We start from the raw sequence: 26413 nt of genomic DNA, 5'->3' as shown, positions 1-26413 counted from the left end.
CAAAGGACAAGAATAGCAAGGTCTATTCTTGTCTTCTCTTTAATCGTTCTCTATACAGATTAGGCGACCGACAGGAGCTCCGCTAGGAAAAGAGGGTTAACGATGAAGCGATGGTTCAAATATCAAGCCCTAAAGCTTGTCCGTACGCGGGGCGAGGTGACGGCAGTTGCAAGAGGATTCTGCATCGGACTGGCTATAGAAATGTTCACGCTCCCAACGGCTGGTCTGGCCTTCTTCCTGATCTTCCCGTTTGTCTTTTTATTAAGAGGGAGATTGGCATCAGCCTTTATTGGCTTCGTCATCGGGAAAGTGGTTTATCTGCCATTTGCCGTGCTGAATGAGCGAGTGGGACATTGGCTGCTCCCCGAGCAATTTGCTGTTCACTTTCATGTTCTGCCGGATTGGCTGAATCAGCTGCTTACGATTAACCTATACTTAATTGCTGGCGGGATCGTGGATGGATGTATTCTTGCTATGATCGTTTATTTCCCTCTTAAAAAGGTGCTGCTCTGGGTGCAGAAGCATCGCCGAGAAAAACGACGCCGTGCAGCTCATATTATAGCGGATTAAGTTGGTCGCAAGGATGACTTGCATCGTGCACGTTCCCATATTATCTGGAGATAGCTGGGGAATATCATACAGATATGAATCGTTGTATCATAAATAAAAGGTTAGAATAGAGCGGACACGCTCGCGATGTTTGAAAAGCATGGCGGGTGCGCCAATAAAAAGACAGGATCTCTCCTAAGGGATCCTGTCTTTTTATGCTTAGGGTGGAAAGAAAACAAAAAACATAGTTGACACATCGGAATTATGGTAGTAAAATCCAATTACAAGAAAAACCAAAATGCCGATTGGTCAACCAAAGGCGCTAAGTAAGCTTATAAGCAGCTATCCAGAATCCTATGAATGTGCATGAAGCACAGCAATGGGAGGGAAGCTGACTTGCTTGCCTAGCGTCTTTTTTGCGCCTTTTTCGCCATGGGAGTGAATTGCAAGGGGGAATGCAAGATGCGAAAAAATCAAATCCAATGGTTCACGTTGATTACCGTGATGAGTCTGATGGTGGTTGCTGCAGGCTGCGGCAGTTCTTCGAAAGCAAGCATCGATTCCCAAGCTTCAGCAGATCAGCAAGCGAATGTGACGAAGGTAAGGATTGGCCTTGATACAGCGGGCAATGGTTCACCACAATACAGGGTGGCTAAGGAGGAAGGCTTTTTCAAGAAGTATGGAATTGAAGCTGAAACTTCAGACTTTGCTTATGGCATCGATACGATCAATGCCATGCTGGTAGGGCGGACCGATGCTGGAATTGCGGCAGATTATGCGATGCTGAATTCGCTTGGCAAAGGAAATATGAGTATCGTGGCGACAATCTCCAGAAGTACGCCAGAATCAGCTAAGCGAAGCTTTCTGCTCGTTAACGACAGCATCCAGACGGAGCAGGACATTAAGGGGAAGCGTCTTGGCGTCCCTCGCGCAACCGTAGGGGAATACGTCTGGTTCAAATATTTAGAGAAGCTAGGAATTAATGATAAGGATGTGACCTTTGTAAATTACACTTCTCCAGACGAAGCGATCGTGGCTGCGAGAAAGGGAGATATTGATGCAATCTGGGCTTCAGGAGACCTACTTGCCAAACTGGAGAAGATCGAGACTCTTCGTAAGCTTGTCGATGGAACAGCGAACAACCATTTTGTGAGAGCCTACTTCTTGGTTCAAACAGAATATGTGAAGGACAATCCCGACGTTGTGGGCCGCATTCTGCAAGCGCTGGATGAATCCACATCCTATACCGTTGAGCATCCGGATGTAACAGCAGATATCTTATATAAGTCTATCAAGATTCCTAAGGAATCCACATTGCGCAATATGGAAGCAACTGGGCTAGTGCTTGGCTTCTCGCAAGAGGATTACGATCATCTGAAGAAAATGTACGATTGGCTTATTGATCGCGGCATTCTGGACAGCTCTCTTTATAAGCTTGAAGAAAAAATCAACATTGATCCATTAAAAAAGGTGCTGCCAGACGCTGTAAGCTACCAGCCATAATCTAAACGTAAAGAAAGGATGATGAACATGTCCGCTGTGCTGCAGACGAACACGATTGTGATCGAGAAGCTGAATAAGACGTTTCAATCCCGATCCATTGCAAATCCGCACTACATTATCAAGGATGTCGACCTTGTCGTTCGCGGAGGGGAATTCTTTATCCTGCTTGGGCCGAGCGGCTGCGGAAAGTCTACGCTTTTAAATATGATTGCTGGGTTTATCAGCAAGACCGATGGCAGCTTGTCGGTGGATGCGAAGGAGATCAAGAAGCCGGGCAGGGACAGGGCGATGGTGTTTCAGCAGGCGGATGCTTCCCTATTCCCGTGGCTAACGGTCAGACAAAATGTGGAGTTTGGCTTGAAGATGAAAAGGGTGCCCAAGCTTAAGCGAAGGGAAATCTCCGATCAATATATTGAACTTGTTGGACTTAAAGGTCATGAGGACAAATTTCCTAAGGAGCTGTCCGGTGGGATGAAACAGCGCGTTCAGCTTGCGCGCGTACTCGCGATCAGTCCTTCGATTCTGCTTATGGATGAACCGTTTGGAGCGCTTGATGCGATGACGAGAAGAACGATGCAGAAGGAATTGATTCGCATCTGGCAAGAGACGAAGAAGACGGTTATCTTCGTTACGCATGATCTGCAGGAAGCGCTGCTGCTGGGTCAGCGAATCGGCATTATGTCAGTGGGCCCAGCTTCTAAGATCACCGAGATTTATTCGGTTGATCTTCCTTATCCGAGAACGTATGCAGATCCGCGCTTCCATGAACTGCATCAGACGATACAGGAGCATTTTGACAAAGAGTAAGGAGGATGGACGATGGATTATGTAAAACGATTGGTGAATACAGGAATGGTCACATGGATTCTAAGCTTGATCGTGTGGCAGCTGTTGTCCATTCTTGCAACCCCAGAATTTTTGCCTGGACCCTATGAGACGTTGCTTGGCGCGATCGAACTGATATCGGATGGAACGCTCGTCTCTTATATTGGCGTTAGCTTTGCAAGAGTGCTGTCTGGCTGGATCATCGGCAGCTTCATCGCGATACCGATTGGACTTATTATGGGCCAGGTGACGTTCATCCGAATCCTGACGGAGCCGTTTTTGAACTTCATTCGCTTTATTCCTCCTCTCGCCTTCATTACGCTGTTCATGCTGTGGTTTGGAATCGGCGAGCAATCGAAGGTCGTGCTGATCATTTATGCCACCTTGTTTATCGTTATTCTGAATACGATGACTGGGGTCTTGTCGATTGAGGATGATAAGATTCGGTCGGCTAGAAGCATGGGGGCTTCGGAGGGGCAAATTCTCATGCACGTGGTTATACCGGCTACGATTCCTCATATTTTTACAGGCGTGAGGCTTGCGATGAGTACGTCCTACATGGCCATTATTGGGGCGGAAATGATTGCGGCTGATAAAGGTGTAGGCTTTATGATCTGGAATGCCAGATTGTATTTCAAAATGGATTGGATCTTTGTAGGCCTTGTCTCGCTTGGATTAATGGGCTTTATTACGGATCGGCTGCTTGGCTGGCTTGGAAGTACGGCCTTGTCTCGATACGGAGTTGTGGATCGTGCCAAGTTCAGAGGCAAGCTGCAGGTAGGCGACTAGAAGCATGACGGCACTTCAGGACTGAATCCATCATGAGTTGCTTTTGAAAAAATAGAATAGAGCTCTCTTCGAAAAGGCTCACAGGAGGGATATCGAGATGGCGCAGTGGGAGAAAGAAACCTTTCAAGGTCAAATCGGAAAAACAGTTGCAGATTCCAAGCCATGGTGGAAGGAAGCGGACAAACCAAGAGATGGAGCACCAAATGTAGTTGTTGTGCTGCTCGACGATCTGGGCTTTGCTCAGCTTGGCTGCTATGGATCGGACATCGCCACACCGAATATCGACGCATTAGCGAGCGGCGGGCTTCGCTATAACAATTTCCATACGACAGCCTTATGCTCACCAACAAGGGCTGCGCTGTTAACAGGACGTCATCCGCATGCAGTGGGGTTACGGAGTGTTTTGTCCCAAGATGGAGGCTTTCCGAATGCGAGAGGACGTGTAAGCAAAGAAGCGGCTCTTATTAGTGAAGTCTTGGTGGATCATGGCTATAACACCTTTGCAGTCGGAAAATGGCATTTGAGTCTGGACAACGAGCAGTCCTTCGCTGGTCCATTTGATAATTGGCCGCTTGGCCGCGGCTTCGAGCATTACTATGGTTTCTTAGGCGGAGCAACAAGCCAATGGAATCCTACACTTGTTGAAGATAATCGCCGAGTTCCATTCCCTGCTGAAGAAGGGAAGGCGTATCATCTGACGGAAGATATCACCGATAAGTTCATATCGTATATTCGGGAGCAGAAGACTGCCTCGACGGAGAAGCCGTTCTTTGGCTACGTCGCATACGGAGCGACACACGCCCCTCACCATGCTCCGCAAGCATACATCGATAAGTACAAAGGCAAATTCGATCAAGGCTGGGACGTTGCGCGCGAGCAGACCTATAAGCTTCAGCAGGAGCTAGGCATTATTCCCAAGGATGCAGAGCTGCCCCCTAGAAGCCCAGATGTCAGGGCGTGGGACTCCCTAAGTGTTGAGGAAAAGAAGCTGTATACAAGATTGCAGGAGGCGTTTGCAGGCTTCTTGGAGCATACGGATGAGCACATCGGCCGCATCGTTCACTATTTGAGGGAAATAGGGGAATTGGATCGCACACTCTTCATCCTGTTGTCGGATAATGGGGCATGCGCAGCGGGCGGTGAACACGGCAGCCTGAACCATTGGGCCGACTTTGCAGGACAGGAATCCTATGAACAGAAGTTAGCGCGGTACGATGAGATCGGAACGCCACTCGCGAATAATCATTATCCTAAGGGCTGGGCTCAAGTAGGCAATACCCCGCTTAGATGGTATAAATCCTTTGTCCATGCAGGCGGCATTAAGGATCCCCTTATCATTCACTATCCAGAAGGAATCCAGGATAAAGGAGGAATCCGGAATCAATATCATCATGTAATTGATATTGTGCCGACGATTCTTGAGATTATCGGCATCGAAAGCCCTTTAAGCTACAAGGGAGTACCGCAGCTGCCAATTCATGGTGTGAGTCTTGCTTATAGCTTTGCCAAAGCAAGTGCTCCGACTACCAAACAGACACAAGTGTACGAGATGGTCGGCAACCGAGCTATCTATCATGAGGGCTGGAAGGCTGTTGCAATTCATAAACCGGATACGGATTTTGATGCAGATCGATGGGAGTTGTATCACGTAGAGCGGGATTATAGTGAGTTAAATGACCTCTCGACGCAATATCCAGAGAAGCTCGAAGAGCTGAAAGCATTGTGGTGGAGCGAAGCAGAGAGAATCGGCATTCTTCCGATCGAGGAGCGCTCCTTCCATCGCGTGCTGGCAGAGAGCAGGCGTGCACAGGCATCAGCAACACCAATAGCGCGTGTCTTCTATCGCTCCGAGCAAGGGCTTCCGATCTCGAAGGCACCAGATGTTCGCGATAAGAGCTTTGAGATCGAGGCAGATCTTCTTCGAGGCTCGATTGAAGAGGAAGGAGTCATCATCGCCGCTGGCGCAAGAGCAGCAGGTTATTCCCTTTATATTCAAGGCAACCGGTTGTTCTTTGCCAATAACCTCAGAGGAACCTCCGTGCAGATTATTGCTTCTGAACAGGAGCTGCCAACTGGGGCGCTTAAGATCATATTTCGTTATGTCAAGACAGGAGATGGAGAAGGTTTAGGCACCCTACTGATTAATGATAAAGAGGCAGGACAAGGTCAGCTGACGGGAACTGCGCAGCTTGGCTTCTCCTTTGGATTATTCAATATTGGACAAAATGATACGACACCGATTGTTCCATTTTATGAAGCACCGTTCCGTTTTGCAGGCAAAATTCTGAAGGTTGTCTATCGTGTGAGTACACCAGAGCTTGATGCAGCCTCAGCTGAAGTACTGGAGCTTGCTTCAGAGTAAAGGCAGGCAGCACGCGATAGATAGGAAGACACCTAATATACTAAAAAGCTTCCCTATATTGCGGGGAGGCTTTTCTTTATTTCATGTGGCGTGTAGAAAGAACGGAACATGCTTAATGGGGAGGGAGATGGTCAGTAAATGAACATTCATTCATCATTTCTTGAGGATCATAGAACCAAAAAAGCTTGATATTGCAGCTGTTCGAGACTGTCCATACAAAGGATGATCAGAAAAAATATGCTAAAATACTATTGACGAATGGGCAATAACAAGATATAGTTTCGGTTGTAAGACATATAAATACTTTAACAGTTAAAAGCATAAACGCGAACAAGCGTCTAAGTGCGAAAGAATTGAAACAGAGAGGGCGGGGAGTGCCATGATCGTAATTGTATCCAATCTGACACCAGAACATCGTATAAGAGAGATCATGAAGTATATAGAAGGGAACGGATTGCAGCCACATGTATCAAAAGGTGTGGACAGAACGGTTATTGGCATCGTCGGTTCAGTCCAGCCTAAGCACGCGGAACATTTGAGACAAATGCACGGCGTAGAGAATGTCGTTAAAATATCCAAGTCCTATAAGCTTGCGAGTCGTGATTTCCATCCTGAGGATACAGTCATTGAGATTGGAGACGTTCGTATTGGCGGCGGAGAGCTGGTTGTCATGGGTGGCCCATGTGCTGTTGAGTCTCCGGAGCAGATTGATGAGATTGCAAGACTTGTGAAGGCGGCTGGTGGACAAATTCTTCGAGGCGGAGCGTTCAAGCCGCGCACGGGTCCATACAGCTTCCAAGGTGTGGGCGTGGAAGGTCTCGTGATGATGCAGGAGGCAGGCCGCAAACACGGACTCTTGACGATTACGGAGGTCATGACGCCGGATTATGTGGATGTGTGCGCAGAATATGCGGATATTCTTCAGGTTGGCACACGCAACATGCAGAACTTTGATCTCTTGCGGAAGCTAGGCGAATGCAATCGTCCGGTTCTTCTCAAGCGCGGCTTTAGCGCAACATACGATGAATGGTTGAATGCAGCGGAGTACATCCTCGCTGGCGGCAACCCGAATGTAATGCTCTGTGAACGCGGAATCCGAACATTCGAAAGTTACACGCGCAACACGCTTGACCTTGCGGCGATCCCAGTTATGAAGGGATTAACGCATCTTCCAATCATTTCTGACCCGAGTCATGGCACAGGCAGACGTGAATTAGTGGAACCAATGACTAAAGCATCCGTGGCAGCTGGAGCTGATGGACTTATAATTGAGATGCATAATGATCCTGATAATTCGATGACGGGAGACGGGGTTCAATCCTTGTTCCCTGATCAGTTTGCTCGTCTTTTGAAAGATCTGGAACAGCTGGCACCCCTTGTGGGGAGCACGTTTAACACTGAGAAGCAGCCAATGAGCTTCTTTGAGAACGTAGCGGTCGAACAGTAACAGATAGAGCCGATTCCTTGCTTAGGAATCGGCTTTTTTTGATAGAAACAACAAAAAGTAAAGCTAATCTTTTTGCACTAAATCATTCATTTTTTATACATGTAAGCATATCTGACATGAAATTCAAAAAAACCTTACATAAGTATTGACATCATTTTCAAGTCCTTCTATAATGACATCAATATCAAATTGAAGTTGAACATTTAACCAAGGATAGGGAGTTAATGTTCGGAATTGGGGAGGAATTACGATGTCGGTAAATCAAGTGTTGGGGTTAATTAAGGAAAAAAATATTGAGTTTGTTGATTTTCGTTTTGTGGATTTGAGCGGACGTGCTCACCATATAACACTTCCGGCATCAGAGGTTGACGCAGATACGTTTGTTAATGGCGTGGCTTTCGATGGATCCTCCATCCCAGGCTTCCGCGGCATTGAGGAATCCGATATGGTTATGATGCCAGACCCAGAGGCAGCATTTGTTGATTCTTTTACTTCTCATCCAACATTAAATATTATGTGTAACATCTTTACACCAGATGGCGAGCGTTATGAACGCGACCCGCGCAGCATCGCCCAGAAAGCAGAAGAGTTCCTTCAAACGGCTGGCGTTGGAACGGCTGCATACTTTGCTCCTGAGTCCGAGTTCTTTGTATTCGACGATGTTCGTTATGAGAACACGATGAACAGCTCCTCCTTCTATGTCGATTCAGAAGAAGCGGGCTGGAATACGAACCGCAAGGAAGAAGGCGGCAACCTTGGCTTCAAGATCCGTACGAAGGGCGGTTATGTTCCTGTTGCACCAATGGATACTCAGCAGGATCTTCGCAGTGAAATGTGCCGTTTGCTTGAGGAATCGGGACTTCGCATTGAGCGCCATCACCATGAGGTCGCGACTGCGGGCCAAGCTGAGATCAACTTCCGTTTTGATACGTTGACAAAGACAGCAGACAACCTGCTCAAATATAAATATATCGTGCATAATACAGCACGCCAGTTTGGCAAGGTAGCGACATTCATGCCGAAGCCATTATTTGGCGATAACGGAAGCGGAATGCACGTTCATCAATCGATCTTCGATGGAGATACGCCATTGTTCTATGAAAAAGGCGGCTATGCTAACTTGAGTGCAATGGCCCTTCATTATATCGGCGGTATTCTGCATCATGCTCCAGCGCTTATTGCACTTACAAATCCAAGTACGAACTCCTTTAAGCGTCTTGTTCCTGGCTACGAAGCGCCTGTAAACTTGGTTTACTCCAAAGGTAACCGCTCAGCAGCGATCCGCATCCCTGTCGCGGCAGTTACCCCTAAGGGCTGCCGTATCGAATTCCGTACGCCGGACTCTACAGCAAACCCATACTTGGCATTTGCTGCTATGCTGATGGCTGGTCTTGACGGCATTAAGCGCAAGCTTGATCCAAGTGTACTTGGCTACGGCCCATTTGATACAAACATTTATGAGTTGTCTGATGCAGAAAAGAAAGAGATTCGCAGTGTGCCAGGTACATTGGATGAAGCACTCGACGCACTTGAAGCTGATTACGAATTCTTGACGGAAGGCGGCGTCTTTACGAAAGAATTCATCGATAACTACGTTTCCGTTAAGCGTGCAGAAGCGAAGTCAGTATCGATCCGCATCCATCCGCAAGAATATGCTCTTTACTTTGATTGCTAATCATTTCTTTATAAAATAAAGGGTGAGGTTGTCTCTTAAGATATGATAATCTTAGAGACAGCCTCTTTTTATTTCGATTCGTTATGGTGGGGGCAAATCGCAGGGTGAAAAAGTCTTAAATTCGGAATTTGTCTCCCTATAGAGGACAAATAGCGTGAAATGAACACGAAAACCATTCAATTCCGAACAAATATCCATTTTTTATCGTTTATTTTCGTATTAACGTGTTGAAGGAAAGTCAAAATACTGCTATTATGGCAATAATCATTTTTCAAGAGAACGAGAAGGTGGGATGAGAGAATGGTACAAGAGAGACGTGCTTACAATTTTAATGCGGGACCTGCTGCCTTGCCTCTAGAGGTACTAGAGCGCGCTCAGGCAGAGTTTGTGGACTTTCGCGGCAATGGAATGTCGATTATGGAGATGTCGCACCGCGGCGGCGTGTATGAAGCCGTTCATCAGGAGGCGAAGGACCTGTTGAAGGAGCTGTTCAGCATTCCAGAGGGATATGATGTGCTGTTCCTTCAAGGCGGTGCAAGTACTCAATTTGCAATGATTCCGATGAACTTGCTCGCGCCGGGCAAGGTTGGCGCATATGTAGACACGGGAAGCTGGGCAAAGAAGGCCATTAAGGAAGCTGAGCTTATCGGCGAAACGGCAGTCATTGCTTCATCCGAAGCTGATCGTTACACGCGTATGCCTGATCTTGCGGCGATTCAGGTGCCTGAGCAGGCAGCTTATGTTCATTTGACTTCGAACGAGACGATTGAGGGGACACAGTTCCGATCCTTCCCGAACACTGGAGATGTTCCGCTTATCGTGGATATGTCAAGCGACATTCTTAGCCGTCCATTGGATATCTCTCAATTCGGCATGATCTATGCAGGCGCACAGAAGAACCTAGGACCTTCTGGCGTAACAGTTGTCATTGCGAAGGAAGAGCTGCTGACTGTAAGTCCAAAGCATATTCCTACAATGCTGCGCTACGATATTCACCAGAAGAATCAATCCTTGTACAATACGCCTCCATCCTTCTCCATCTATATGGTCAATCAAGTGCTTCATTGGCTGAAGGAGCAGGGCGGGCTGAAAGCGGTAGAGAAGCATAATGAAGAGAAGGCTCAGCTTATCTATGATACGATTGATGGCAGCCAAGGATTCTATAGCGGAATTGCCGCAGTAGACAGCCGTTCTCGGATGAATGTAACCTTCAGACTCGAGACAGAAGAGTTGGAGAAGCAATTTGCAAAGCAAGCTGAACAGGAAGGCTTCGTAGGGCTAAAGGGGCATCGCAGCGTGGGTGGACTTAGAGCCTCGATCTACAATGCTGTTCCGAAGAGCAGCTGTGAAGCGCTCGTTCAATTTATGAAGGAATTCAAGCAGCAGCATAGCTAAAAAGAAGATGGCTCATCTTAATCCCAATCTCTGTCATGGAGGTTGGGGTTTTTACATATGAGAATCCCCTGCCGACTCGGGATATCGACAGGGGATGTATGAAACCAAAAATGAGGGATATGTTATGCTAAATGGCTTTTGGATGTAGGCTCCATAAGCTTGTATCCAACGTTGCGAATGGTACGAATATATTCGGGACTGCGCGCGTTCTTCTCAAGCTTGTCGCGAAGGTGACTAATATGGACATCGACAATTCGCGTATCGCCTAGGAAGTGATAGTCCCATACCCCATGCAAGAGCTGCTGGCGGCTTAATACTTTTCCGCGATGGCGGCATAGGAAGAGCAGTAGCTCGAATTCTTTAGGGGTTAACTCAATGATGCGGCCTTCAAGCGTAACTTCACGCTGATCAGCAGAAACGTGCAGATGTCCTATCTCATATTGCTGGTCTTCATTTGTTTGAGGAAGGGAGCGGGCACGGCGCATAACGGCCTGAATGCGGGAAATGAGTTCCTGCGGGCTGAAAGGCTTCGTCATATAATCATCTGCACCATTATCAAGCCCCACGATTCGATCATGTACGTCCTGCATCGCTGTAAGCATAATAACCGGAACCATATTCTGCTGTTCACGAAGCTTCCGGCATACTTCGATGCCGTCCTTCTTTGGCAGCATCCAATCGAGGACGATGAGGTCGGGACGGAAAGTAGTTAATACATCAAACACAGCATCACCGTCATACACGCACAATACCTCAAATCCAAACAGCTTCAAATTGTATTCGATTAAAGTTGAAATGGACGGCTCATCATCAACAACTAACACTTTGTATTTACTCACGCGACGATCCTCCTGTACCTCATCTCATTTTGGAATAACAGGTTCATTTACAATCATTATGAACCCGAATGATCATCGCCACATTAAGAGTACGTAAACGGGATGTAAAATGTTAACTAAATTATGCAGAAATGAGCTCGTCTGTATGTCGATGATACAGCTCCGAGTACTTGCCGCATTGATCTAAGAGCTCTTCGTGTGTACCCCGTTCTACAATTTGGCCATTTTCGAGAACAAGAATTTCGTCCGCATGCTGGATCGTCGTTAATCGGTGCGCGATAACCAGCGTAGTGCGTGTCTTCATCAGACGGGTTAGGGCTTGTTGAACGAGCACTTCAGATTCATTGTCGAGAGCGGCTGTAGCCTCATCTAAGAGCAGGATTGGAGCGTCCCGCAGAATAGCCCGTGCGATCGCAATGCGCTGCTTTTGACCGCCAGACAGACGTGTTCCTTTTTCGCCGACATACGTATGGATGCCTTGCGGCAGCTCTTTGACGAAGTCATAGGCATTGGCCTGTTTCAGAGCTTCTTCAAGCTCAGCATCGGTTGCATGCTCGTTCCCATCAAGCAAATTGTCTCGAATAGAGCCGCTGAATAAGTACGTCTCTTGAGGCACGTATGCAAAATGGCTGCGCCACTCCTCAAGCGGAAGTGCATCTATTTCACGGTTATTTAATCGAACCTGGCCTTTGTTTAATGGGTAGAAGCCAAGCAGGAGCTTGAACAAGGTCGATTTGCCGCCTCCGCTAGGTCCGACTATTGCAACGGTTTGTCCAGCTTTGGCCTTGAAATTCACTTGCTCCAAGATGTTTTTTTCCTCCTCTTCGCTATAACGGAAGGTAACATTCTGAAGCTCTAGGCTTACAGATTGTTTGCTTGGCTTAGGAGAAGTCGGGATGTCTTCATATTCCGCAGGTCCGTCAATGACCTCAAATACGCGGTCTGCACCGCCTAGTGCCTGTTGAAGATTCGCCCATGTGCTTGGAAGCTGTGTGAACGGGTTCACCAAGAAGTTCATGAGCTGAATAAAGGCACCCATTGCTCCTACCTCAAGAGAGCCTGTTGCAACATAATAACCGGCCATAAGAATGGCGATCATGAATGTTAGAAAGTTAACAAATGCGCCCATGCCGTGCGCAAACCCATGAATGCGAGCTTCTTTGATTTCGCTTGCAACGATCCTGTTGCTATTTTGCTGGTAGCGGCCAAACAGCTTCCGTTCTAAGCCGAATGTTTTCAATACCATAAACGATTGCAGAATATCTTGAAGGATCGTCGTCGTTTCGGACTTCTGCTCCTGAATTTGTTGACTGATTCGGCGCATAATCTTGCCAAACAATGCTCCCATGATGAGCATGATAGGCCCCATTGAAAGACAGATTAAGGCAAGCTGCCAATGGATGAGTGACAAATAGATAAAGGAAAACAAGGCGAGCAATGGATTCCGAATCAAATCCATCAACGTAAATGAGCATGCTCCGCCAATCGTGGCATTGTCGTTCGTCATTCGAGACATAAGATCGCCGGAATGCTTGGTATGAAAATGCGCAAACGGATATCTCAAAATATGGCTTAACGACTCCTGCCGAAGATCATTACGTAAACGCGCGGCAACGGAATTCTTCAAATAGATATCTGTGAAGTACGTCATGGTCATCAAGATAAGGATACCTAGACCGATAAGGATGAGCCCTCCCCATTTTTCCGTTTGATATGATACAGCAGCATCCAATACGGCGGCGAGAAACCAAGCGAAGGCTAGATTGAGCCCAATATCAAATACCATCGTTACACTTAATCCTGCATAAGAACCCTTATACTTCCCCATGTACGGAAGAAGCCGACGAAAAGTCGATCTCTTCTTAACTGTCATATCCCCATCTCCTGTTCGATTTTCTCTATCTATGCGATTGGCATATTGATGATCCAGAACCCTACATCGCATGAATATGTTAACATACTATCATGATAGCGTTAACATCAACACGAACCTAGAGCCGATTGTTAGGTCAGTCTCTAGATGTATATTTATTCATCCCATGGATTGTGGCATTGTGATAAGCTGCTTAAATGAATGAGAATGTTATGGATAACATGAAGAAAGCCAAGAAGCAGCCTCGGTCGGTCCGTGATGGTTGACTCAGCGGAAAGACTGGGGGATAGGCGATAGAATGATGCAAATTGGATTGAACTCGGCTCCCTCGACTCGTCCATTCAAAAATCGTGTATAATAGATAGGACTAATTGTGAGGTGAGCAAAACATGGCTTTACACATTGTGCTGGTTGAACCGGAGATTCCAGCGAATACAGGAAATATTGCAAGGACCTGTGCGGCGACAGGCATTCACCTGCATCTCGTCCGGCCGCTAGGCTTTAATACCGATGATCGCACCCTAAAGCGTGCCGGTCTTGACTACTGGTATGCCGTCCAAATTGAATATCATGATTCATTTGCAGAAGTGATGGAAAAGTATGCAGGATCAAGATTCTTCTATGCGACGACGAAGGCGGACAAGTATTATACGGATTTTCAATATCAAGACGGAGATTTCTTTGTATTCGGCAAAGAAACAAAAGGACTTCCGATGGAGATCATTGAGGCTAACCGTGAAACTTGCATGAAGATGCCAATGAGTGACAAGGTTAGATCGCTGAATTTATCCAACTCTGCTGCCATCGTCGTCTATGAGGCGTTAAGACAGCTAGACTTCCCTGAACTTGCATAATGCAGGTTCATTTTACATTTAATTATATGGGGGTCAATTTCGAAAAAAGTTAGAAGATTTACTTTATCGAATATTAAATTTCAACAATTGACAATATTCAGCAGGAATCTACTAATCTTTATCGAAGTTATTCAGGCAGCGTTATCAAGGGTAAGCATGAGATAGAACATATATAAGAGAGGTGTTACTGATGAAACCTGCCGGTGTTGTCCGCAAAGTTGACCAATTAGGACGCATTGTTCTTCCGAAGTCGCTCAGAAAGCGTTATCAGATGAATGAAGGGGATCCTGTCGAAATATTGGTTCAAGGCGACCATATTATTTTAGAGCGTTATCGTCCCAAATGCGTATTCTGCGGCTCTATGGATGAAGTCGCTGAATTCAAAGAACGATACATATGCACGCAATGTATGAGTGATATGATGCATCTCGTAAGATAATAGCACTTATTCGTTAAAACGTTAGTCCAATCATTGGCCTGCACTGCGATTACTCCTAGGGGAAGAGGTCGCTGGTGCAGGTCAATTTCATTTTGCAGGGAAAAGAAAAAGACTCCCCGATCTTACGCGAGAAGTCTTCTTCATTCCATTAGAGTCCCTTAGTCTTGTCCTCATTGTAGCCAGATGTAAGAATCGCCGTTAAGAACATGACGAGAACGAGCATAATAATCCAGAAAGTCAAGGACATGCTGCACACCTCCAACTAGACTTCCTACATTATAACCAAAACATTCCAAAAAGGAAATACATTCTAATCAAGGAATGCGACTATTTGAAAAAGAGAAAGTGAGTAGGCAAAGGCCTAAGCTGTCCGTCAGAAGGAGAGTTCACGACTCTTCCTTTAAAGATCAAGGATGAGGATCCTCCGCCATCCAAGTTGTAAGCATCCTGCACACCTAGATTCGCCATCTTTTGCTGCATTTCGGATAAGGTGGCGCCGGAGCTTCCGCTCTCATTGTATCCGTCGATAACCAAAAACAAAAGTTGGTCATCTTTGTAGTTGCCGATAACAGTACGCGGAGCGCGAAGCGGTGACGAGTTCCATTTCTCCGGTATCGTCAGCTTAATGCCTCGGCTAAGCAGCTGCGGCACGAAGGTCGCGCCAAAGGCCGGGTCCAGCTGGTCAAGCTGTTCCTTTGCATGGAATTTGCCGCCGATCAAGCTTCCCTGCTTGTCCATTCCGACAAATGTAAGGTCCTTATATGTGGACTCAAACCCAGAAATATAGTTTCCATTCAGCACCGTTGTGCTTAAAGGATAACGCTTGCCTCCGCCATCCGCGAACCCGCCTGCATTGACTCCAGCAACGGCTCCGTAACGATTGACGGCCTGCATGGTCGTTTCTGATCCGCCATACTTGTCATATCCAAGCGACATCGTCATAGCTGAAGTGTCCTTCAGCTTCACTTTCAGCGCATAGCCTGAATAGGTTGGCTGGTGAATGCGATACAGTTCTGCAGTGAGTTTATCGCTATTTACGGAATCGATAGGGGTGCCGAGCTTCGCGGTAATGCGACGATTATAGATCGTCTCTGGCCGTTTTGCTTGCGAGGCAGCAGTATCGACGATATTTCCGGTGACCGTCGTGATTTGATTGTACAAGGTGGAACTGCGCTTTATGGTATCAACGGTATAATGGACTGAGGAATCTGCACCATCCAAACCTTGCATAATTTGTGAATGTTTCACATTCCAGTCATCTAGAGTTGGTATGCTTACTGAAGGTGTATGTAGCTGAACAGATAAGGACGAAAAGAGCATCCAGAGCATCATGCCGACGAAGGGGGCGATGATCATCATAAAGGTACGGTTTACCTGTTTGATATTCAACATGAGCATTCCCCCTTACTTCAATAGATCCATTTTCTTCTTCAGTTCATCCAGCTGCTTTTTCACTTCATTAAGCTGTGTATAGAGCTTGTTGCTGTTGTCCGTCTTATTCGAAGCGTTGTCCTTCGTAAAGGTCAGCAGCTCATTAAACGATTGAATCTTGCTCTGCATCTCATCCAGCTTGCCGTTCATTTGCTTCAGCTGATCTTCATAGCTCTTCTGAACGGTTGCGATTTGCTGTGCGGTTTGAACCTCCAACTGCTTCAGCATGCTTTCCTTCATATGCTGGCTATAAAAATAAGTGGCAGTAATGCCTACTCCAATCATGACAACCCAAAATAGCAAAAACCATAACGGATTGACTTTTTGATCCTTCGTTCGGGTTCTCTTTTCGGTTGAAGGGCGGGGTTCCAAAGAAGGCTGCATCTATCCATCACCTCAAAACATAGAGTCCTACTGCAGGACTCCTCTTCAAATTCATTCTATCATTCTACCATGACTGTCAAGGGGTGACAAAAGGTCGGAAGTCGTGTATATATTTGTCGATAAAGTACCTCATTAATGAGGAATAATCCTGCATGAAAATAAATATTTCCTCGGAAATATTCATGGTATTAGAGCTAGAAAAATGAAGAATAACGTTAGCCTAGTACGCCTTACGGTGAAGAAATCAAAAGTACAGCCGCACTTATAAAATGTAAAATAATAGAAAATGTATTTTTAGAATGCATAATTGGATGCATGAGTCATATTTACTAGTTCTATAGAAAAATTGGAGATTGAGTTATTTCAAGGGAGAAGTATGGCCGTAATCTCTTCTGTCAGACGGTTCAACCCATGAACGATAGAGATAGGCTGTGCACGAAAGGCGAGATACCTCCATTGATGATGATTGCACGCTGGGAACGTAAAAAGCCTTTCAAGGAAGAGGAAGCACGGCTTCATTCTTTCTTGAAAGGCTTTATAAAGTTAAACTTGCAGCATGAATATTTGCGCTGGTCTTAAAATGAAATTGCCGCCCGAACGGCTCGCTTCCATCCATCATACAGCGAATCTCGGAGCTCTTCTAGCATTCGAGGCTGATATTGCTGGCTTGCCTGCCATTGCTTAGCAAGTTCTTGGTAATTGCTCCATAGGCCTGCGCCAAGACCTGCAAAATAGGCTGCTCCAAGGACCGTTGTTTCATGCTGTGCCGCCCGCTCTACCGGAACATTTAAGATGTCACTTTGGAACTGCATTAAGAACGGGTTGGAGGTTGCGCCACCATCAACCTTCAATGTATGCAAGGAAAGCTCTGCATCTGCTTCCATTGCCGTGAGGACGTCGCGTGTTTGATAGGCGATGGATTCCAGCACGCCTCTTACGAGGTGCTTGCGCTCTGTACCGCGAGTCAATCCAAAGATGGCTCCCCTCACATCGCTCTCCCAATAAGGTGCCCCTAGTCCGACAAACGCAGGCACCACGTACACGCCCTCCGCAGATTGAAGTTCTTCTGCGATCGTATCCGTGTCAGAAGCGGACTGTATGATCTGAAGGCCATCTCGCAGCCATTGGACGGCTGAGCCGGCAATAAAGATGCTGCCTTCCAGCACGTAAGTGACTTGGCCTTGCAATTTCCAGCCGACTGAGGTAAGCAGTCCATGCTGAGAAGCTACAGCAGTAGAACCGGTGTTCATCAGCAGAAAGCACCCTGTACCATAGGTGTTCTTCGCCATGCCGCTGTGAAAGCATGCCTGCCCGAATAGAGCTGCTTGTTGATCCCCGGCGATTCCTGTAATAGGCGTTCCATCGAGAAGACAGGAGTGATTCTGCACGGTGCCGATGAGTTCAGCGTTGCCTCAAAGCTTCGGCAGCATGGAAGCAGGAATATCAAGCAGTCGGAGCAGCTCGTCATCCCAGTCTTGCGTATGTATATTGTACATTAATGTACGTGAAGCGTTTGAATGGTCCGTGACGTGCTTCTTGCGATTCGTCAGGTGCCAGATGATCCAACTGTCCACGGTACCGAAGAGAATGTCTCCATGCGAAGCGCGTTCACGTATGCTGCTATGCTGGTCAAGCAGATAACGAACCTTTGTACCTGAGAAGTAGGGGTCAAGCAGAAGACCAGTCCGTTCTCGAAAGAAGGGCTCATGGCCTGCGTCCTTTAATGCTGTGCAAATGGGCTGCGACTGTCTAGACTGCCACACGATGGCACGGCCAATCGGCTGTCCCGTATGTGTATCCCAAAGGATCGTGGTTTCACGCTGATTCGTAATGCCGATGGCTGCGATCTGCTTAGGTTCTATGCTCGCTTGTTCGAGGCAGTCCTGAATCGCTTGGTTTAAGCTATGGATAATCTCCATTGGATCATGCTCTACCCAGCCTGGTTCTGGATAATATTGAGTAATCTCATGTTGGACCATATGCCGAATGCGGCCTTGCTTATCCACTAGAGCCGCACGAGAGCTTGTTGTGCCTTGGTCAAGGGCTAGGATATAAGTGCTCATACAATAGGTACCTCCTTCTATATTCGTTGAACCTTGCATTTATAGAACACAGAGGAGATGGTTCTAACGTTGTCTTATCTATAGAACATAAACCTCGGGGCGGCTCTACATCATCAGAACAGGCTCTATCCGCATGGTTAAAAGGGAAGTGTGAAGTATTGGAGAGAGCCGCGTTCGTTCAACTAATATAGACTCTTCATTCATTTTCAAATAACGTAGCGTGCTGGATAGCAAGAAGCGCCTCCTGCTTATGCTGTTCGGTCTGCCTGGTACTCCAATGAAGCCAGGATGCCATTATTGATGATACACCATTTAAGATATGCTGTGCATGCTTAATATCAAAAGGAACGAGCCCTGTTCGCCGGACAATAAAGTCGGCAGGGGTGACAGCCATCTCGTGATGAACGGCATGGTGAAGCTCAGCAAGCCATTCGAGTGTGAGCGGTGTATGAATGGCGTCAGCATTTCTTGCCCCTATGAGTTCGTCATACTGCTCCTTATACCATTGAACAAGCTGCTCTGCTGTTGTACCATATCGCTCCACCCAAGCTTGGAACACGGATGTCGACAGGTTGGATGGCAGCTTGTTATGAAAGGAAAGTATGTATTCCTTCATTGTACCATGGATAGAACCTGTCAGAGGAATATGGACCGTTGTGCTCGCTGGGTAGCTTTTTCCTGTCTTGCGATGAAGCAGCCGAGCAACCCGATCGACGGTTCGCTCCGACATTTTCCGATATCCTGTGAGCTTCCCTCCTGCTATGGTAATAAGTCCGCTTGGAGAGACGAAGATCTCATCCTTTCTTGAGCATTCAGAAGGAGATTTGCCTTCCTCATAGATGAGCGGGCGGAGTCCAGCCCAGCCACTCAGGACATCCTGTGCCTTGATCCGAACAGTAGGAAAGATATGATGGATCGCTTGCAGCAAATAATCACGGTCAGCAATCGTCATCGGAGGATCTTCGATCTTCTCGCCCGTATAGGCGGTATCCGTGGTGCCGATATAAGTAATGGACCCGCGAGGAATGGAGAAAATCATGCGTCCATCGCTTGCTTCTGCATAGATTGCTTGCTTAATCGGAAGCTTCTCTCTCGACACGACAAGATGAATGCCTTTCGAGAGGAGCAGGCGCTTATTGTGCTTGGAAGAATCCAAAGCTCGAAGCTGATCGACCCAAGGGCCTGCTGCATTTACGATGGCGCGCGCCCGAATCCGATAGAACTGCTTCGTGATCAGATCCTGAATGACGACGCCGCTGACGCGCTCCTGATCATACTGAAACCGCTCGACTTTTGCATAATTAACAGCACGAGCCCCTTTTTCTACAGCAGTCTTCAACAGGCTGATCGTTAACCGGGCATCGTCTGTGCGATACTCGAAGTAGGCGCCTGCTCCAACTAGTTGATCAGCGGAGAGCAAGGGTTCATGCAGCAGCGCTTCATCGGCGGTGAGTATCCGGCGCCTCTCTTGCTTTCTGACTTGTGCCAGCCGATCATAGATGGAGAGAGCAAGCGAGATGGCGAGCTTGCTGTGGGCACCACCCTTGCGGATCGGAATAAGCATAGGCTCAGCATGAACGAGATGAGGCGCATTTCGATGTGCGATGGCGCGTTCGCGTCCTACCTCGCGAACAAGCTTTAGATCGCCCTGCTGCAGGTATCTCAATCCTCCATGTATAAGCTTTGTCGACCTGCTGCTTGTGCCTGCGGCAAAGTCCTGCTTATCTACAAGCAGAACATTCATTCCTCTTGCGGCTGCATCCAGTGCGATGCCGGCTCCCGTCACGCCGCCGCCAATGACGACAAGATCAGGCATTTTCACTGCAGCCTGCTTCAGCCACTGGCTGCGATCCCACGCTGAGAAGGACATGAGCTTCCCTCCTTAATACCTGAGTTATTGTTTCATTTCAGAATAGAAAGAACGTATATGATATGAACGAAAGGGTGGGTGTAATCAGCAAAGAATCCTTTGATAAATTAAAAAAAGAAAGAGCATAGAACATAATATGAATTTGTATACGCTTACATGTGACTATAATCGCACAATTGGTAATAGAAGTTCGTTGCCAGAACGCGAGTTTTGGGTGTATGATCTTGGAAATGGAAAGGGGAGTTCATGATGCAATATTCGTTCTCATCACGCATTCAGGCCGTTGAGAGTTCGGCTGTCCGTGATATATTGAAACTTACGCAAGGACAATCTATTATTTCATTTGCTGGCGGACTTCCTGCCGAAGAATGGTTCCCGATCGAACATATTCGCGAGGCCGCTGATAAAGTCCTTTCTCAAGCGCCACAAGCTTTGCAATATGGTCTAACAGAAGGCGTGATTTCGCTTCGCGAACAGATTGCGAAAAGACTAAGCAGTGTTCGCAACATTCAAGCATCTCATGATGAAATTATGATTACTTCCGGTTCCCAGCAAACGCTTGATTTATTTGCCAAGGCGCTTATCAATCCTGGCGATGTCGTGCTGGTAGAAGATCCTACATATCTGGCTTGCCTGCAGGTTCTCCGTTTATACGGGGCTGAAGTTATCGGTGTAAAGAGCGATGAAGAGGGCATGATCGTTGAAGATCTGGAACAGAAGCTTAAGGCGCATCAGCCGAAGTTTGTTTATGTCGTGCCGACGTTCAGCAACCCGACCGGACGCGTATGGAGCGTGGAACGCCGTCAAGCCTTGCTGGATCACTGTAGAGCTCACGAGGTGCTGATCTTGGAAGACGATCCTTATGGCGACCTTCGCTTCAGCGGCGAGCCTGTTCCGAATATTGCTTCACTCGAAGGAGCTGTTCAGGACCGGCTGGTCATCTACACAAGCACCTTCAGCAAGACCGTTGCTCCAGGCCTTCGAACAGGCTTCGTCGTCGGCGACAAGCGCATTCTTGCCATGATGGCAAGAGGCAAGCAGTCCAGCGATTTGCACTCCAGTGTACTGGACCAGCTCATCTTAAGCGAGTTAATGCAATCGGCAACCTTTTCTTTGGATGCGCATATTGAGAAGCTGTCTCATATCTATAGAGAGCGTATGGAGACAATGGCAACCCATCTAAGAGAAGATCGCTGTTACCGCGATGCAAAGTGGACAACGCCACAGGGCGGCATGTTCATCTGGGTAGAACTGCCTGAAGGACTTGAAGCTGATGCGCTCCTAAAATGCGCGGTGCAAAAGGGAGTGGCCTTCGTTCCTGGCGCGCCATTCTATGCGCAGGTACCTAAACGCAATACGATGCGCCTTAATTACTCCTTCGCTGAGCCAGCCATTATTCATGAAGGCATGAGCCGACTCAGCGAAGCCATCGAGGAATTCCTTGGCCGTTATGATGGCTGATGATCCGATGACTGCACAGAAGTCGGCAGGGCATTCAGCACGTCCGCATAGTGTTCCAGGGCGTGCGTCCCGGCTTCTGTCAGCGCATAGGTTCCGCGTTCGATGCGTTTGAACCATCCATAGTAATTATGTCTTAGAATTTGTGCGGCATCGCCAACACCGCTTGCATTCTTCGCTTGAACAGGACGGCTGCAACCTTGACTAAGCGACTCAGCCACTCGAAGCGCACGTTCCCGATAAGCGGTAACAAGAGGGCGCTTGGTGCTGCCGCCAACATTGTAATCACCGCTTCTCCCGCTGAATTCTTGGATGAGCCTTGCTTGTCTCGTCTTGTTTGGATTGCTTACGGGTGCATAGCTTAAAGCATGCTGATCCTGCTGTTCTGACAGAGTCTCTGCTGCTGGGACACAGTGAATCTCAACAAATGGCTTCTTTCTCGTATAAAAGGTTACCGTTATAAGCCCAAGTCCCACTTTGCGGCACAGTTCCTCTATTCCCCTCCAGCGCTTTCGGCTCTGTTTGCCTTCGCGCTTTTTTTCCGCTGCTATATATACATAAGAGGATGACTTCATTCGTTCTAGACCTTGAAGAATCAACGTTAAGTTTATGGAAGCTTTCAATTCTATAATGACGGGAACCTCTGGCGAGGAGGGGTGGATCGCCACGAGATCACAATGCTTAACTTCTCCCCGCACCTCATACCCCCGTTCCTCCCAATACTGTTTGATGGGTGGATATAAATCGGTCTCCATTCTTGCCTTGGGGGCTTTTTTCGTTGTCATTCCATCTTTGTTCGCCATATGTAACCTCTTTCTTGCGAATGAACCTGCTAAGCATCATCCGCCAAATCCTGAATCCATCAATCCCTCTCATTATAGCACGCAGAAAGCGGGGGAATGACCGATTATCAGCTGCAGTTTTATTGAGGGGTGTCCTACAAATTTCGTGAAACTATTCCAATGCGGCCGCATAGGTATGTAATACACTAAATTTGCTAGACGGTCACACGAACCCGTTCTTGTGACCGTTAGGTAATCAACAACATGAATATACAAATAGAAATGACGGCGATGGAGGTTGTGTTGCAAATCGGGAGCATTGGAGGTAAGAGGGATGGACATATTCAAACGGATTGCAGAGCACCGCGCCGAGAGTGAACGCTTAACTTGGACGGGGACGTTCAAGGAGTACGTCGATCTGCTAAGAAGAGACCCTTCTCCGGCCATGACCGCTCATGCAAGAGTGTATGAGATGATTGCGTCGCATGGTCTCGAGGAAGTCGATGGCCAGGTTAGATATAAGTTTTTTGAGAAAGAAATTTTTGGCCTTGATCGTGCTATTGAGAAGCTGGTAGAAGAATACTTTCACTCTGCGGCGAAGCGTCTCGATGTCCGTAAACGGATCCTGCTGTTGATGGGTCCTGTAAGCGGAGGGAAGTCCACAATCGTAACGATGCTAAAAAGAGGGCTTGAGCAATTTGCTCGTTCAGAGCGTGGGGCGGTATACGCGATTAAGGGCTGCCCCATGCACGAAGAGCCGCTGCATCTGATTCCAAATGAGCTTCGTGCTGAAGTGGAAAAGGAACTGGGTGTTCGCATCGAAGGCAATCTTTGCCCTTCATGCCAGATGAGGCTTCGAACGGAATATAACGGAGATATCGAGCAGGTGCAGGTGGAAAGAGTGCTTATCTCCGAAGAGAACCGTATCGGAATTGGGACGTTCAGCCCTTCTGATCCGAAGTCGCAGGATATTGCAGACCTAACAGGAAGCATTGATTTCTCCACCATAACCGAATACGGCTCGGAATCCGATCCAAGAGCGTACCGATTCGATGGAGAATTAAATAAAGCGAACCGTGGCTTGATGGAATTCCAGGAGATGCTGAAGTGCGATGAGAAGTTTCTATGGAATCTATTGTCCCTGACACAGGAGGGCAACTTCAAGGCAGGGCGGTTTGCGCTCATTTCAGCTGATGAACTCATCGTGGCACATACCAACGAATCCGAGTACAAAGCCTTCATTTCCAATAAGAAAAATGAAGCACTCCAATCTCGGATGATCGTTATGCCGATTCCTTACAATCTTAAGGTATCGGAAGAGGAGAAGATCTACAGCAAGCTGATCGAGCAAAGCGACATGAAGCATGTCCATATTGCACCGCACGCGCTAAGGGCATCTGCCATCTTCTCGATACTGACGCGATTGAAAGAGTCGAAGAAGCAGGGTATGGACCTTGTCAAGAAAATGAGAATGTATGATGGCGAAGAGGTAGAAGGCTATAAAGATAATGATCTGAAGGAAATGCAGAATGAATTTACAGAGGAAGGCATGTCAGGGATTGATCCAAGATATGTCATTAACCGGATCTCCAGTGCTTTGATTAAGCAGAACCTTCAGTGCATTAACGCACTAGATGTGCTGAGAGCGCTGAAGGACGGGTTGGATCAGCATGCGTCGATAACAAAGGAGGAGCGGGAGCGCTATTTGAACTATATTTCGGTAGCCAGAAAAGAGTTCGACGGCCTGGCGAAGAAGGAAGTGCAGAAGGCGTTCGTCTATTCCTTTGAAGAGTCGGCAAAGACGCTGTTTGAGAACTATTTGGATAACATAGAAGCCTTCTGCAATTGGAAAAAGATCCGCGATCCGCTTACTGACGAGGAGATGGATCCAGATGAGCGCTTGATGCGTTCGATTGAAGAGCAGATCGGAGTCTCCGAGAACGCGAAGAAGGCGTTTCGTGAAGAAATCTTGATTCGTCTGTCCTCCTATTCACGCAAAGGCCGGAAGTTCGATTATTTGAGTCATGATCGGCTGCGCGAGGCAGTAGAGAAGAAGCTGTTTGCAGATCTGAAGGACATTGTAAAGATCACGACCTCCACAAAAACGCCGGATGAGAATCAACTGAAGCGAATCAATGAAGTAACGGCGCGCTTGATAGATGAACACGGATACTGCCCGGTGTGCGCTAATGAACTGCTGCGATATGTAGGAAGCTTATTGAACAGATAACAATCCTGCGAAAAATAAGAAGGTGTCCCTTGTCACGAAATGTATCGTGGCAGAGGACACCTTTTTGCTTAATAGGCAAAATGACCATCTAAGAGTGAATAGCTTCCGCCTGTCATGTGTGTTCGTGCGTGCATGCTTTCTCCTATTTGCTCCCGAGCTTAAGAGAACAAAATAAACCAAGCACCATAGCCAATAAACTAATGGCAATGGCTGCGAACCCTGACGGTAATCCAGGGAAGATGACATAAAGGGAACCGACAACCATTCCGATAATGATTGCATACATGATACTAGGATGTGTGGCAAGCAAATGCTTAATGAGCTTGCTGCTAAGAACGAATCCAAAGATAACACCGCTGCCGATAATGGCGATAAGCGGCAGATTGAACGTAGACAGTGCTTCAATTGCGACTGGGTATACACCGATTAATAGGAGCACAAAGGAGCCGCTGATCCCAGGTAGAAGCATGGCCATACTGGCAAGCGCCCCTGCGCCAAACAAACCTAAGCCATACATAAAGGTCAGATCAACCGCTACATGGCTGTGTGCATCGGCTGGGACAAGCAGGCCTGTTAATGCAATTGCAATCGTGGCAAAGACGAATAGAACGTAATGAAGGACTCCAAAGTTTTGCTTTACGCCTGCTGTTTTATAGAGATAAGGAATAATTCCTAAGATGAGTCCGATAAAAAAGAAGTATGTCGGCTGTTCATGATTCGCAAGCAGCCATTTCATAACCCGACTTAGAATAAGTAAGGCGGATACGACGCCAATGCCTAGCGGAATTAGAAAGCCAAGATGTTTCTTCCAATCCTTACTGAAAAACCCGCTAATAGCTTGTATTAAACGGTCGTAGAATCCTAAAATAACAGCGATCGTACCTCCGCTAATGCCAGGGATCAAGTCAGCCGTGCCAATCATCATCCCTCGCCATATGTTGCTCCATTCAAACATGGATCCTCTCCCTTTCCTTAATAAATGCTTAATATGCTCATATTTTGGAGAAATGCATATCCGATTATTTTACAATGGTTATCACTGACTTACAATTCTTTTAAAGAAGATAAATAGATGCATAATATTCCTGAGGTTGGAAGAATAATAAGTTTGTCAGCTGAGTAGGACTGCTCAGATGGATAACCTTAAGCGATCTAGGGAGGAATATACCCATGCAACAATCAGGAGAATTCTATTCGCAAGCATCACAAGGAACAGGCTTTCCAACGAATCGTGCGGTGACTTCGTTCACGCAATCCACAGGCTCTACATACGGAGCAGAAGCGTCCTCGTTCAGCACAACTCCGCAAAGCTATACGTCGAATATCGGCAGCGGATTCAGCTATACTGGACCAAGCTTCACATCAGCGACTTCTAATTATTCACCAGCTGGTCAAGTACAAAGCATCACCGCACAAACACATGGCGCACATAACAATGTGGTACCGCAAAGCTTCCAACCATATGGTCAGGTGCAAAGCATCACGGCACAAACACATGGCGCACATAACAATGTGGTACCGCAAAGCTTCCAACCATATGGTCAAGTACAAAGCATCACGGCACAAACGCATGGCGCACATAACAATGTCGTACCGCAAAGCTTCCAACCATACGGTCAAGTGCAAAGCGTCACAGCTCAAACGC

At 47.2% G+C, this 26413-nt stretch carries 20 protein-coding genes and 1 pseudogene; 13 read left to right on the top strand and 8 right to left on the bottom strand.

The window, feature by feature from the left end:
- The first annotated feature begins 102 nt into the window (after positions 1-102).
- From I2H74_RS04620 to serC, 8 genes are all read left to right on the top strand, one after another.
- Positions 103-570: a DUF2062 domain-containing protein gene (locus I2H74_RS04620; RefSeq protein WP_195571980.1), complete on the top strand. Its 468-nt coding sequence runs from the start codon at positions 103-105 to the stop codon at positions 568-570.
- A gap of 441 nt (positions 571-1011) precedes the next feature.
- Entirely contained in the window at positions 1012-2052 is a 1041-nt protein-coding gene (locus tag I2H74_RS04615) for an ABC transporter substrate-binding protein (RefSeq protein ID WP_195571979.1), read from the top strand.
- 27 nt (positions 2053-2079) lie between these two features.
- Positions 2080-2859 carry an ABC transporter ATP-binding protein gene (locus I2H74_RS04610; RefSeq protein WP_195571978.1) on the top strand — a complete coding sequence of 260 codons (780 nt, stop codon included), beginning with the start codon at positions 2080-2082 and terminating at the stop codon, positions 2857-2859.
- A gap of 12 nt (positions 2860-2871) precedes the next feature.
- Positions 2872-3666, top strand: coding sequence for an ABC transporter permease (locus tag I2H74_RS04605; protein WP_195571977.1), 795 nt, complete (start codon positions 2872-2874; stop codon positions 3664-3666).
- 97 nt (positions 3667-3763) lie between these two features.
- Positions 3764-6028 (top strand): arylsulfatase, encoded by a 2265-nt coding sequence (locus tag I2H74_RS04600; RefSeq protein ID WP_195571976.1) that lies wholly within the window; start codon positions 3764-3766, stop codon positions 6026-6028.
- A gap of 379 nt (positions 6029-6407) precedes the next feature.
- The gene (gene aroF / locus I2H74_RS04595; protein ID WP_195571975.1) at positions 6408-7475 is read left to right on the top strand and encodes a 3-deoxy-7-phosphoheptulonate synthase; all 1068 of its coding nucleotides are present in this window, start codon (positions 6408-6410) and stop codon (positions 7473-7475) included.
- Between the two features lie 250 nt (positions 7476-7725).
- Positions 7726-9150 (top strand): type I glutamate--ammonia ligase, encoded by a 1425-nt coding sequence (gene glnA, locus I2H74_RS04590; protein WP_195571974.1) that lies wholly within the window; start codon positions 7726-7728, stop codon positions 9148-9150.
- Between the two features lie 300 nt (positions 9151-9450).
- Positions 9451-10545, top strand: a complete 1095-nt coding sequence (gene serC, locus I2H74_RS04585) for a 3-phosphoserine/phosphohydroxythreonine transaminase (protein WP_195571973.1) — start codon at positions 9451-9453, stop codon at positions 10543-10545.
- Positions 10546-10667: 122 nt separating this feature from the next.
- On the opposite strand, the gene I2H74_RS04580 is transcribed toward serC, so the two are convergent.
- Entirely contained in the window at positions 10668-11384 is a 717-nt protein-coding gene (locus tag I2H74_RS04580; protein WP_195571972.1) for a response regulator transcription factor, read from the bottom strand.
- Positions 11385-11505: 121 nt separating this feature from the next.
- Complete coding sequence (locus I2H74_RS04575) at positions 11506-13257, bottom strand: ABC transporter ATP-binding protein (protein ID WP_195571971.1); 1752 nt, start codon at positions 13255-13257, stop codon at positions 11506-11508.
- A gap of 389 nt (positions 13258-13646) precedes the next feature.
- Between I2H74_RS04575 and trmL the strand changes: the two genes are divergently transcribed.
- Positions 13647-14111 (top strand): tRNA (uridine(34)/cytosine(34)/5-carboxymethylaminomethyluridine(34)-2'-O)-methyltransferase TrmL, encoded by a 465-nt coding sequence (gene trmL, locus I2H74_RS04570; protein ID WP_195571970.1) that lies wholly within the window; start codon positions 13647-13649, stop codon positions 14109-14111.
- A gap of 190 nt (positions 14112-14301) precedes the next feature.
- A complete protein-coding gene (locus tag I2H74_RS04565; protein WP_195571969.1) occupies positions 14302-14550 on the top strand; it encodes an AbrB/MazE/SpoVT family DNA-binding domain-containing protein in 249 nt (82 codons plus the stop codon).
- 327 nt (positions 14551-14877) lie between these two features.
- Here I2H74_RS04565 and I2H74_RS04560 read toward each other — a convergent pair whose 3' ends face one another.
- From I2H74_RS04560 to I2H74_RS04545, 4 genes and pseudogenes are all read right to left on the bottom strand, one after another.
- Positions 14878-15942, bottom strand: a complete 1065-nt coding sequence (locus I2H74_RS04560; protein ID WP_420707411.1) for a phosphodiester glycosidase family protein — start codon at positions 15940-15942, stop codon at positions 14878-14880.
- Positions 15943-15954: 12 nt separating this feature from the next.
- Entirely contained in the window at positions 15955-16365 is a 411-nt protein-coding gene (locus tag I2H74_RS04555) for a hypothetical protein (protein ID WP_195571968.1), read from the bottom strand.
- A 575-nt stretch (positions 16366-16940) separates the two neighbouring features.
- Positions 16941-18428, bottom strand: a pseudogene (gene glpK, locus I2H74_RS04550) (glycerol kinase GlpK).
- A gap of 196 nt (positions 18429-18624) precedes the next feature.
- Positions 18625-20298 carry a glycerol-3-phosphate dehydrogenase/oxidase gene (locus I2H74_RS04545; RefSeq protein WP_195571967.1) on the bottom strand — a complete coding sequence of 558 codons (1674 nt, stop codon included), beginning with the start codon at positions 20296-20298 and terminating at the stop codon, positions 18625-18627.
- A 249-nt stretch (positions 20299-20547) separates the two neighbouring features.
- Here I2H74_RS04545 and I2H74_RS04540 point away from each other — a divergent pair, with 249 nt between their 5' ends.
- A complete protein-coding gene (locus I2H74_RS04540) occupies positions 20548-21759 on the top strand; it encodes a PLP-dependent aminotransferase family protein (protein WP_195572146.1) in 1212 nt (403 codons plus the stop codon).
- Here I2H74_RS04540 and I2H74_RS04535 read toward each other — a convergent pair.
- Positions 21747-22559 carry a DUF2161 domain-containing phosphodiesterase gene (locus I2H74_RS04535; protein WP_229106329.1) on the bottom strand — a complete coding sequence of 271 codons (813 nt, stop codon included), beginning with the start codon at positions 22557-22559 and terminating at the stop codon, positions 21747-21749. The genes I2H74_RS04540 and I2H74_RS04535 overlap by 13 nt on opposite strands.
- 313 nt (positions 22560-22872) lie before the next feature.
- Here I2H74_RS04535 and I2H74_RS04530 point away from each other — a divergent pair, with 313 nt between their 5' ends.
- Positions 22873-24768 carry a PrkA family serine protein kinase gene (locus tag I2H74_RS04530; protein WP_195571966.1) on the top strand — a complete coding sequence of 632 codons (1896 nt, stop codon included), beginning with the start codon at positions 22873-22875 and terminating at the stop codon, positions 24766-24768.
- Positions 24769-24910: 142 nt separating this feature from the next.
- Here I2H74_RS04530 and I2H74_RS04525 read toward each other — a convergent pair whose 3' ends face one another.
- Positions 24911-25723, bottom strand: a complete 813-nt coding sequence (locus I2H74_RS04525; RefSeq protein ID WP_195571965.1) for a DUF368 domain-containing protein — start codon at positions 25721-25723, stop codon at positions 24911-24913.
- A 215-nt stretch (positions 25724-25938) separates the two neighbouring features.
- Between I2H74_RS04525 and I2H74_RS04520 the strand changes: the two genes are divergently transcribed.
- On the top strand, positions 25939-26413 hold a 475-nt coding region (locus I2H74_RS04520; RefSeq protein ID WP_195571964.1), incomplete at its 3' end, for a hypothetical protein.

It is taken from the genome of Paenibacillus sp. 1001270B_150601_E10 (genome assembly GCF_015558675.1).
In the GTDB taxonomy this organism is placed as follows: Bacteria; Bacillota; Bacilli; order Paenibacillales; family Paenibacillaceae; genus Paenibacillus_B.
Note: the sequence above shows the minus strand (reverse complement) of the source record. Positions and strands in the feature narration are given on the sequence as shown.